At 38.0% G+C, this 11,227-nt stretch carries 8 protein-coding genes; 2 read left to right on the forward strand and 6 right to left on the reverse strand.

Annotation, left to right across the window (positions count from 1 at the left end):
• Positions 1–13: 13 nt before the first annotated feature.
• From ACGHEH_RS09985 to ACGHEH_RS10005, 5 genes are all read right to left on the reverse strand, one after another.
• A complete protein-coding gene (locus ACGHEH_RS09985) occupies positions 14–856 on the reverse strand; it encodes a CsiV family protein (protein WP_390444684.1) in 843 nt (280 codons plus the stop codon).
• Positions 853–4,326 (reverse strand): transcription-repair coupling factor, encoded by a 3,474-nt coding sequence (gene mfd, locus ACGHEH_RS09990; RefSeq protein ID WP_390444686.1) that lies wholly within the window; start codon positions 4,324–4,326, stop codon positions 853–855. The genes ACGHEH_RS09985 and mfd overlap by 4 nt, the downstream gene beginning before the upstream one ends.
• 222 nt (positions 4,327–4,548) lie before the next feature.
• Complete coding sequence (locus ACGHEH_RS09995; RefSeq protein ID WP_390444689.1) at positions 4,549–5,436, reverse strand: carbon-nitrogen hydrolase; 888 nt, start codon at positions 5,434–5,436, stop codon at positions 4,549–4,551.
• 1 nt (position 5,437) lies between these two features.
• A complete protein-coding gene (locus ACGHEH_RS10000) occupies positions 5,438–6,481 on the reverse strand; it encodes an agmatine/peptidylarginine deiminase (protein ID WP_390444692.1) in 1,044 nt (347 codons plus the stop codon).
• A 76-nt stretch (positions 6,482–6,557) separates the two neighbouring features.
• Positions 6,558–7,133: a PilZ domain-containing protein gene (locus ACGHEH_RS10005; RefSeq protein WP_390444694.1), complete on the reverse strand. Its 576-nt coding sequence runs from the start codon at positions 7,131–7,133 to the stop codon at positions 6,558–6,560.
• 166 nt (positions 7,134–7,299) lie between these two features.
• Here ACGHEH_RS10005 and ACGHEH_RS10010 point away from each other — a divergent pair, with 166 nt between their 5' ends.
• Both ACGHEH_RS10010 and ACGHEH_RS10015 read left to right on the forward strand, forming a co-directional pair.
• The gene (locus ACGHEH_RS10010; protein ID WP_390444697.1) at positions 7,300–8,313 is read left to right on the forward strand and encodes a S66 peptidase family protein; all 1,014 of its coding nucleotides are present in this window, start codon (positions 7,300–7,302) and stop codon (positions 8,311–8,313) included.
• Between the two features lie 255 nt (positions 8,314–8,568).
• Entirely contained in the window at positions 8,569–9,615 is a 1,047-nt protein-coding gene (locus ACGHEH_RS10015) for a GGDEF domain-containing protein (protein ID WP_390444699.1), read from the forward strand.
• 288 nt (positions 9,616–9,903) lie between these two features.
• Here the strand turns inward: ACGHEH_RS10015 and ACGHEH_RS10020 are convergent, their stop codons facing one another.
• Complete coding sequence (locus ACGHEH_RS10020; RefSeq protein ID WP_390444702.1) at positions 9,904–11,226, reverse strand: Na+/H+ antiporter family protein; 1,323 nt, start codon at positions 11,224–11,226, stop codon at positions 9,904–9,906.
• Position 11,227 lies beyond the last annotated feature (1 nt).

Consider the following 11,227-nt stretch of genomic DNA (forward strand, 5'->3'; position numbering starts at 1 on the left):
TAACCCCACATGCTTAATGTTTATATTTTCTTATTTGAAATATTATCCCGAGTCTAGGGTGATCTAAGTAATGTATGTCACCGCTATAAACGCGAGTATATTGAGACATTCTTGCTTGTTGTAATTCACCTTCGTTATCAATGAAATTGATATCTAAGTCTGTAGTAACAAACAAATAATGTCTGACATGGATTTTCATTAACCCTTCGACTTGCCACTTAAACTCATCATTAATAGCTTGATGTTGTACAGGCTTATCCAATAGGCTAATGTAACCATCGTTACTGATTTCATTAATTGCTTTATAGCTTGTCGGCTTAGCAATTTTTTGGCCGGCTATGATTTCAATACTTGGCGCTCGTCGGCTACTCATTTCAGGAAAGCGCCAGCCAGTATGTAATATTGGATCCAAACCTTTACGCTTTAATTTATTTAAAACAGATTCAAATTGAAACTGTTCTTCAGCGAGCAAATACATTGAATCCATATGCTCTTGCGGCTCTGCAAAGGGGGCTAATGGCAACGACTCCATTTTTTCAAGATAATTTCTATCATCATCACATTGCCAAGAGCTGGATGTCGAGACAATTTGCTGACTCAATTCTCTAGGATCAAATTGTTGTTCACCTGCCAAACATTGGATCTGACCTTGATTGTTTAGCCCTGTTTCTATCATATCCAATGTTTTTCGAGCCTGAATCGGTTTACGCTCAAGTTTAAAATCTTCTCGTAACTCAGGCGTTGGTTTTTGCTCAAAAGCAATGAGTTCAATTTCAAACCAACGGGTTGCGTTTGCATTGGCTGCAAACACAGTTAAAAACGTCAATGTTGTGAGGTTTAAAAGCTTATGCTTCATGCAGATGCCTTTTTATCAAAATCATTTATCATGGCGCTGATTAATTTTAGTCTTTCTTGGCCATTTTTTTCTTCTATATTGAAGCGTAACTTATTTGCACCTTCCATTCTATAGACTGACGGATTACTTTGTATCAAAGCAATGATGAACGTTGGGTTAACTTTTGTATCAGAACTGAACTCGAAGTAGCCACCTTTGATGTTGGCTTCAATTTTACTCACGCCAATTTTGTTCGCTTGAAGTTTAATTTGCTGTATAGCAAACAAATTTTTAGTTGCATCTGGTAGCAGTCCAAAACGGTCAATGAGCTCAACTTTCATTTCGTCGATTTCATCGCCATTTGCAATAGTGGCGATACGCTTATACATGCTAAGTCGAATATTAACATCTGGAATATAATCATCTGGCAGTAGCGCAGGAATTTTAAGATCTACTTCAGTTTGCTGTTGTAACAAGTTTTCAAGTGTAGGCTCTTTACCATCACGTAGAGCTTGAACAGCATGTTCAAGCATCTCCATATATAGAGTGAAGCCAACAGACTGGATTTGACCACTTTGATCATCACCTAACAGCTCACCGGCACCTCGAATTTCTAAATCGTGTGTTGCCAACGCAAAACCAGCGCCTAAGTCTTCAAGTGATTCTATGGCTTGTAAACGTTTGACAGCATCTTTACTTAGAGATTGGCTATTTCTTGTTAACAGATAAGCATAAGCTTGGTGGTGACTTCGACCAACACGACCTCTTAACTGATGAAGTTGTGCAAGACCAAGTTTGTCAGCTCTATCCATGATAATGGTATTTGCAGACGGAATATCAATACCCGTTTCGATGATTGTTGTACACACCAGTACATTATGTTTTTGGTGATAAAAATCACTCATCAGATTTTCTAGTTCACGCTCACGCATTTGACCATGGGCAATGGCGACACTGGCTTCAGGCACAAGCTCTGAAATGTCAAATGCCGTTTTTTCAATGGTTTCAACATTATTGTGTAAGAAATACACTTGGCCACCACGTTTGATTTCACGTAAAATGGCTTCTCTTATTAGTTCATCATTGCGTTCTTGAACAAATGTTTTCACAGCTAGGCGTTTTGCAGGAGGTGTGGCGATAATAGATAGATCGCGCATACCACTCATGGCCATATTAAGCGTTCTTGGAATTGGTGTAGCTGTCAGCGTTAAAATATCAACATCAGCACGAAGTTGTTTAATTTTCTCTTTTTGACGCACACCAAAGCGGTGCTCTTCGTCGACAATGAGTAAGCCTAAATCACTGAACTTAATATTGTCTTGGATAAGTTTATGTGTGCCGATGACGATATCTATGGTGCCATTTTCTAACTTAGCTAATGTTTCTTTTTGCTCTTTTGTGCTGTTAAATCGCGATAATACACCGACTTCAACGGGTAAATCTGCAAAACGGTCTTTGAAGTTTTCAAAGTGTTGCTGAGCAAGTAGCGTGGTTGGCACAAGCACTGCAACTTGTTTGCCATCGTTAACAGCGGCAAATGCCCCTCGCATCGCCACTTCAGTTTTACCAAAACCTACGTCACCACATATTAATCTATCCATCGCTTGATTAGATTGCATATCAGCAAGTACAGCTTCAATGGCGTTACGCTGATCGTCGGTTTCTTCAAATGGAAAGCTATCTGCAAAATCACGATAGCCTTGACCATCAAGTTTAAACTTGTATCCTGGTTTACTCTGGCGTTTAGCATAGATATCGAGTAATTCAGCTGCAACGTCTCTGACTTTTTCAGCAGCGCGCCTTTTCGCTTTTTCCCACACATCTGAGCCCAACTTATGTAGTGGCGCAGAAGCTTCTTCACCACCAGAATAACGACTCAACATGTGTAAGGCTGATACGGGTACATATAGTTTTGCTTCGTTCGCATAGGTGATGGTGACAAACTCGGTTTCGACACCAGCAGCATCAATAGTTTGCAAACCTAGGTACCTACCCACGCCGTGATCTAAATGAACAATTGGTTGACCTTCTTTGAGCTCGGCTAAGTTACGAATTAAAGCATCTTGTCCTTGCTCATATTTATGTTTTCTACGGCGTCGTTGTGAAACCTTAATACCGAGTAATTCTTGCTCAGTAATAATATTAAGTTTCGGCTTACCGGAAAGTGAAATAGTTTGCTCGAGTGGACTGACAATAATACCTACATCATTAGAGGCAGCGATAAAATCGTTGAGATGCTCGAATTGCTTAAGTTTTAAATTTGTTGTTTTTAATAATGTAAGTAATGATTCTCGACGACCGTCAGATTCAACACTAAATAAAATGCGTGCTTTTTGCTTCTTTTGATCAGAAACAAACTTTAAAATTGTATCGTAAGGGTCGGCTTTTTTATGGTCTATTCTAATCCCATCGATAAAGGCAGCATCTAAATTTGTGTTACCTGCTTTAGTAGGCAGGTTGGCTTGACTTAAATTGACTCGAGCGAATTGTTTAAACTGCTGATAAAGCGACTCTACGGGTAAGTAAAGTTTTTCTGGTGACAATAGTGGTCTTAAGGGATCTACTCGTCGGTTTTCGTAACGCTTTTCAACATCTTCCCAAAAACTCTTTGCAGCATGCTCTATGTCTGCAAGATGCATAACTACGGCATCTTCCGGGAGATAATCAAAAATGGTTGAAAGTGACTCAAAGAATAGGGGTAAATAATACTCTATACCAGCAGGCCAATTTGCCTTGCTAACCTGCATATAGATAGAGTCTTGTTCTGAGCTTGCGCCAAACTCTGCCCGATAAGCCGTTCTGAACCTTTCAATATCTTCTGGATTAGTTGGAAATTCATGGGCTGGTAATAGGTCTATTTCTTCGACTGTATCACTAGAGCGCTGTGTTTCAATATCGAATAAACGGATTGAATCTATTTCGTCGTCAAAAAAATCGATACGGAATGGTGTTTTACTGCCCATTGGGAATAAATCTACAATAGAGCCCCTAACTGCAAATTCACCATGTTCCATGACCTGTTGAACATGTCGGTACCCCGATTCTGTTAATGAGTCTTTTAACTGCTGCGCATCAACAGTATCACCACATTTAAATTTAAGTGCTTGACCATAAATAAAACTCGGTGGTGCTGTTCTAAGCATGAGTGTTGAAACAGGAATGATTAAAACAGTTTTACTTTGTTGCTTTAAAGCATTAAGCGTTTCAAGGCGCTGTGAAATAATATCTTGGTGTGGCGAGAAGTGGTCATAAGGAAGTGTTTCCCAGTCAGGGAAAGTCATCACCTTATGTTCTTGTAATAAATAGTCTAACTCTGTTTCAAGGCGTAAAGCAGAAGGGGTGTCAGGGGTGACAATTACAGTCATTGTTTTCTTATCAGCTATGTTTGCACTGATTGTGAGTGCTAAGCCGCTGCCAGTTAACTGTCCCCAACTAATTTTGTCTTTGTTATTTTTTACCCAAGGCATAGATTGCCAATGCGCAGACGCCATGAAAGCTCCTATTTATTATAATAATGCTGAGAATTAGTACTAACCCTAAATAATACTCAATTAATTTGAGGGACTAAAACTGACGCTAACTTCGTTGAAAATTTCTTATTTAGAACAACTAAAAAGCAAAATTTCCGCCTCGTTATCAATAAGTTTACCTTGCCTCAAGATAGATCACTTAATTATGAGGATTGCATTGAGGTGGTTAACAACCACCCCTGTTTAGTCTCTATAAATTTTTTGTAAATCACCGTAATGGTCGATACGGCGGTCACGTAGATACGGCCAAATACGGCGAACAGATTCACTACGGGCCTGATCAATTTCGACCGTTAAGGTTTGTTCTTCTTGCTCATCAGCATGAAGTAAGATTTCACCTTGAGGACCTGCTACAAAAGAGTTACCCCAAAATTGAATACCTTCACTTCGACTTGATGGATCTGCTTCATGACCGACACGGTTTACTGAAATAACTGGCACTCCATTTGCAACGGCATGTGCACGTTGTGAGATGATCCATGCGTCGCGTTGACGGATTTGCTCATCTTTATCATCGCGAGGATCCCAACCAATCGCTGTTGGGTAAATTAATAACTCAGCACCAGCCATTGCCATTAAACGTGCAGCTTCAGGGAACCATTGATCCCAACATACTAATACACCTAATTTACCAAACGACGTTTGAATCGGTTCAAAGCCTAAATCACCAGGCGTAAAGTAGAACTTTTCGTAGAAACCAGGATCATCAGGAATGTGCATTTTTCTGTATTTTCCAGCGATGCTGCCATCAGTGTCTAATACAACTGCAGTATTGTGATATAAACCCGTAGCACGCTTTTCAAATAATGAAGTTACAATAACAACACTCAGTTCTTCCGCGAGCTCACCGTAAAGTTCAGTCGAAGGACCTGGGATCGTTTCTGCTAAATCGAACAGTTCTGTATTTTCTGTTTGGCAAAAATAGAGACTTCTGTGAAGCTCTTGAAGCACAATAATCTTTGCACCTTGCGCTGCGGCATTTCTAATTTCAGCGACTGTTTTATTAGTGTTTTCTGTAACATCACTTGAGTTACTGTGTTGAACAATGCCCACTTTTAATTTGTTAGACATGTTAAATCCTCTTTAAAAAGCCCTTCGGCAATTGCATGGTAATACAGTGTAAGCTGCCAAATTGTTGAATGATTGGAACACAATCAACACCAATCACAGTGTGTTCAGGGTAAGCTAGCTGAATTTGTTTAATAGCAAGCGCATCTTTTTCATCATTATAAACAGGCACAAGTACAGTTTTGTTCATGATTAAATAGTTCGCGTAAGTTGCTGGTAGGCGGCAGCCTTCATCATCAAAAATGGCTTTTGGCCAAGGCAGCTCAATTAATTTATATGCCTCACCTGAAGGAGTTCGAAATGAACGCAACTGCTCAGCCATTTTAGTTAAAGCAGGGTAATGTTCATCAATTTCATCATCGCAGCCAACATAGACTAAGGTATTTCCTGTTGCAAATCTGACTAGGGTATCTATGTGACTGTCGGTATCGTCACCTGCTAAATAACCATGATCGACCCATAAGAAATCTTTAGCGCCTAGCTTGTCTTTTAAGATTCGCTCAACGTCTTCTTTTGACAATTCTGGGTTACGGTTATCATTTAACAAGCACTCGGTGGTTGTTAATAATGTACCGGATTCATTAATTTCAATTCCACCACCTTCAAGCACCATGTCGACGACATCATAATCATTCTCTGAACTGGCAAGTTCATAGACCAGCACACTATTGATTTTATTATCTAGTTCAGCGGCAAATTTATTGCCCCAACCTGTAAATGTGAAGTCTTTAATGGATAACTTACCCTCAGCATTTTGGGTTGTGATAGGGCCGTGATCTCGTGCCCAGGTATCATTGCACGGGGTAACTACAAAATGAACTTTTTTAAGATCAACGTCATGGCTATTTAGTAAGCTTGAAATGTGCGCTTTAAGTGATTCATTGTGGGCAACAATCACAACGTCTTCTACTTGTGATATTTGCTGGCATAGAGCGACGTAAACAGGCTCAACTTTGTCTAAGATATCAGACCAATCAGTGTCTAAATGAGGCCAAGTTAGCATAACAGCATCTTGCTCGGTCCATTCTGGTAAAAGTGTAAATTGCATTAGCGATTGACATAAAAGAAATATAATTCTCTATTTTATCATTTACACTCGAGCTGTCAGTATTTTTGTCTGTTCGTTACTTATTTTGCTTCTTTTTTAGTTGTCTTGTTTGTGCATGAAGACTTGCTCTGACCATTAACTCTTGATCATCGTCTCTTATTTGTACAAATGCCAAAGTATGCTTGTATTGATTTTCACCTAAATATTCAATGTCAATGACTTGTGTATAACAATATATCGCACTGGCTTCATGATTTAAAAATATTTTGGTTCTTAAGTTTTGACCTTCAGGAAAGGGGGCTGCACACGTTATTTTAAGACCACCACCACCATAACTATCGCAATATTGATTGCTATCATCAGGTTGTTCTGTTGCGAGAATATGACTCATTATTAGGTCTATTTTTCTAGACTGTGCTTTTAAATATTCAGCAAGCTCAGAGGCAACATCTCCTAAATTTCTCAGTGGCCTTAATGCATTGACGTCTAATTCATTGACTTCATTTGCTAATCTAAAAAGTGGAGGGATGGAAAGTTCTAGCGCTTGTTTAGTTTGTGGTACTTCATTTTCTTCTACAGCAAACAGATTGACTTGATTTGCTTCTTCTACTTGAAAATAGGCACTAAATTCTTCTTTTAAGTTGCTGCTCATTGGGTTACGGCTTTATCAAATTTTAAGTATCTTAACCTTGTTTATTATTAATCTCTAGTTTTGTTGTAATCGGTTATGTCTATATGATATGAAATAGAACACATCATACTAATTGTGTATTAAATATAACAGTGTTATAAATGCTTTTAATTAAACAAGGAAAACAATGAAGATCCCAACAAAATTAAAAGCAGGGTGTAATGTAGCAGTTTGCACCTTTTCATCACCTGTACCTCTGAGCTTCGAAAAGCGTTTCAATGAATGCATTAAGATTTTAACGTCAAAAGGACTTAACGTGGATGTAGATGAAAATGTCTTATCTGATGTAGCCATTTCAAAACAGTGCATTGCAAATTCATTAAATAAATATTTATGTGACGATAAGTATGATGCAGTTATTCCGCCGTGGGGCGGAGATTTTGCTTTAGAAGTTTTGCCTTTGCTCGACTGGGATATGATTTCAAAATCAAATCCGAAATGGGTTTTTGGTTTTTCTGACATTAGTACTTTGACAACGGCGATCACAAGTAGATTAGGTTGGTATACCATTCATAGTGCTAACTTGATGCAAATTGCAGGTAATGAAGATTGTAATTATGTTAAATCAATGTTTGATTTACTTTTCAATGCAGCAGAGGGTTATTCGTTTGAGCAGAAGTCATCTTCTTATCATGAGTTTGATTATCCTGATTATAAAATCAAGCCCTTGTCATCTTATTCTTTAGATACATTGAGTGAATTAATCATCATTAATAATCATGAAGAAGCTTCTATAAAAGGTTCATTAATTGGTGGATGTATTGACACACTCCAGCTAACGATGGGCTCAGAGTTTTTGTCTCTTGAAAATAAGGACGATTCAAAAGACATCATAGTTTATTTAGAAAATGCAGAGTTAAGTCCAACACAATATAAACGTGCACTTTTGAGTCTTAAAATTAAAGGGTTCTTTTCGAAGTGTTGTTGTATTTTAGTAGGAAGAAATAAATTTGAGTATTCGAATAACTCACTTGGAAGTGAAGAAGTTATTTTGAATGAGGTGTTTGCTGATCTAAGCATCCCTGTTTTCGGAAATCTTGATATTGGCCACGTTTCTCCTAATTTCACACTCGTGAATGGTGCGACAGCGCAGGTGAATTTTGTTAAAAATAAAATAATCTTGAACCAAGAGTTGGTGTAAAATTGTTGTTATTCAACAGGTTGAGTTTTACCTTTTATAGGGATTTATAATTAAATTCCTTTTAACTAGTTAAAAGTATTAGTTTTTTATTCATCCCCTAATATCTTTATCCCTTTCTCTTATAATCCCTTAAATTTAAATTGATATCATTTTGGATTTCTATTAATTTAGCACTTAAGGGTTAGTTTTTTCTTCCTATTGTATAAAAATAAAGCGTATCACTGATTGTGAATGCCAATATGAGTTATCTCAACTATGGATTTTAATACCTCGTTATCTCATTCTGCCCAGTGTCTTAAGCAAGCAATACCGCTCCTGGTCAAATATAAAATACCCGTAACACCCATTAATTATGCTATTTGGTATTGTTATGTTCTAGGTAGCAATTTAGCTTTAAATATTGAGCTTGATAATATTCTCGCAGAACACGGCACTTGTCCGGCTTCATCAGCCAGATATTTATTTGATAAATATCTGTCTGACAAAGACTTAGCGCTTTTCCATCAGATCTCCGATAATTTTCAAGGTACACTTGATTCTGTTCAAACAGATATAGACTCAACACTTGCGAGTTCCCAAAGCTTTAATTCTGTTTTATTGCAGTGCAAATCATACCTAAGTGCACTTGATAAGAATGATATATCTAGTTTTGATAATGTATTGAGCTATGTCGATAAACTGACTGAAGAGTCTGTTGTTATGCAGCAAACTGCTTTTTCTTTTCAAAAAAAATTGCAAGCCGCATACAGCGAAATTACAGAGTTAAAACAAGCCCTTGTAACTACACAGGAAGCAGCAGTAACAGATCAGCTTACTGGTTTACTTAACCGAGGTAAGTTCGACGAAGATATTGTTGTACATATCAATCAGTTTATTATCAGCAACACGATTTCTAAAACACTTATCTTTTTAGATATTGACCACTTTAAACAATTCAATGACGATTTTGGTCATCAGAAAGGTGATGATGTACTCAAAGTTGTTGCCAATAAGCTTTCGAGACATTGTTTAAATAAAGCTAATGCTTACAGATATGGTGGTGAAGAGTTTTGTATTTTGGCCGATTTCAAGAGTGTTAGCGAGGCACTAAATTTTTGTCAGGCTATTCGTCAAGATATTGAAAAGCTCTCAGTTAAAGGAAAGAAAACCGGTAAAGCAATACGCAATATAACAGCGAGTTTTGGTATTGCCTTTTATAAGCAAAAACAAAGTTTAGAAGACTTTATTGCTTCTGCGGACAAGGCTTTATATCTAGCAAAAGCCCATGGTCGTAATAGAGTAGAAATAGCGCCAGCAATTTAATCAGGTTTTAACGAATCTATTAGACGCTATAATGTGGTTTTATTTTACATAGGGATGATTACAATATTCTTGTTTTCACACTTATCCCTCATGTTTACCCATGATGTGTTTTAGGCCGCGTTTAGCGGCCTTTTTTTATCCTTCTTGAATATATTACTTATAAAGCAGTAATCGTTTTATTTTAATCTTCCCTTGCTTAATCTAGCCGATTTAATTCATATCATGTAAAAAAAAGTTGCATCAGAAGCAAGTGCGGCTTATTACGTTTTTTCATTACAATGCTTTGCTTTATAGCACCATGGCTGCAATCCAACCAAAGATGAGCAATGGAATATTAAAGTGGATAAATGTTGGGATTACTGAGTCTTTAATATGGTCATGTTGACCGTCAGTATTGAGCCCTGATGTAGGGCCTAAAGTTGAATCTGAAGCAGGGGAACCCGCGTCGCCTAGAGCTCCGGCGGTGCCAACCAATGCTGCAGTTGCCATTGGAGAAAAACCAATAGTGAGGCAAAGTGGTACAAATAAAGTGGCGATAATTGGCACTGTAGAAAATGAACTACCTATTCCCATTGTGATTAATAAGCCCACTAGTAAAATCATTGCAGCTGCCAAAGGCTTATTACCTGCGACTATATCTGCTGTAGTGTTAACCAAACTAGCTACATCACCTGTTGCTTTCATCACTGACGCGAAGCCTTGAGCTGAGATCATGATAAATCCAATCATGGCCATCATAGCAACACCTTGGCTAAAGACATCAGAGCTTTGCTCCCATTTTACAATGCCGAATATGCTGAAAATCATCACACCAACAAGGCCACCTAAAATCATTGAGCCACTGACATTTTGTGCCAGTAATGAGCAAACAACGGCAATACAGCCAATGATCATTACCTTTCTAGGGTTCTCGACGTTTATCTTAGTCGATGATTTTTCTGATTCTTTGTCTGCGTAGTGTCTGTCCTTTCTATAACTAAAAAACACAGCGATAATCAGGCCAACAAGCATACCTAGCGCAGGAATAATCATTGCCTCAGGTACATCGGTATTTACTATTTCTAAGCCATTCTCAGCTAAGTTTTTATGCAAAATAGAATAAAGGTAAATACCACCAAACCCAAAAGGGAGAACCATATAAGAAGTCGCAAGTCCAAATGTTAGAATACAAGCAATAGCACGTCTATCAAGCTGTAGCTTATTAAAGACTACCAACAATGGTGGGATCAAAATAGGTATAAATGCTATATGTACAGGGACCAAATTTTGTGACGCAATCGCGCATGCCAAAATAATGGTCATGATCAGCAAACTTAACGTTTGCATATGTTTAGAGTGTGCTTTGTCGACTTTCGACAGTAATTTATCTGCAAGAATGAGCGTTAAGCCAGATTTTGATATGGCTACTGCAAATGCACCGAGCATGGCGTAACTTAAAGCGATTTCTGCGCCACCAGATAAACCACTGTTAAATGCTTGTAATGTATCACCTAAGCCAAGACCTGCAATTAAACCTGCAGAAAGAGCACTGATTGTCATTGCAACAATCACGTTCACTCTGGCCAAAGACAGGCCTAACATGAGTAAAACCCCAATTAATACTGAATTCATA

This window comes from Pseudoalteromonas sp. MTN2-4 (assembly GCF_042848605.1).
In the GTDB taxonomy this organism is placed as follows: Bacteria; Pseudomonadota; Gammaproteobacteria; order Enterobacterales; family Alteromonadaceae; genus Pseudoalteromonas.

Excerpts from the sequence above, each read along its gene's own strand:
- ACGHEH_RS09985 (WP_390444684.1), bottom strand. The coding sequence starts at position 856 with ATGAAGCATAAGCTTTTAAACCTCACAACATTGACGTTTTTAACTGTG.
- mfd (WP_390444686.1), bottom strand. The coding sequence starts at position 4,326 with ATGGCGTCTGCGCATTGGCAATCTATGCCTTGGGTAAAAAATAACAAA.
- ACGHEH_RS09995 (WP_390444689.1), bottom strand. The coding sequence starts at position 5,436 with ATGTCTAACAAATTAAAAGTGGGCATTGTTCAACACAGTAACTCAAGT.
- ACGHEH_RS10000 (WP_390444692.1), bottom strand. The coding sequence starts at position 6,481 with ATGCAATTTACACTTTTACCAGAATGGACCGAGCAAGATGCTGTTATG.
- ACGHEH_RS10005 (WP_390444694.1), bottom strand. The coding sequence starts at position 7,133 with ATGAGCAGCAACTTAAAAGAAGAATTTAGTGCCTATTTTCAAGTAGAA.
- ACGHEH_RS10010 (WP_390444697.1), top strand. The coding sequence starts at position 7,300 with ATGAAGATCCCAACAAAATTAAAAGCAGGGTGTAATGTAGCAGTTTGC.
- ACGHEH_RS10015 (WP_390444699.1), top strand. The coding sequence starts at position 8,569 with ATGGATTTTAATACCTCGTTATCTCATTCTGCCCAGTGTCTTAAGCAA.
- ACGHEH_RS10020 (WP_390444702.1), bottom strand. The coding sequence starts at position 11,226 with ATGAATTCAGTATTAATTGGGGTTTTACTCATGTTAGGCCTGTCTTTG.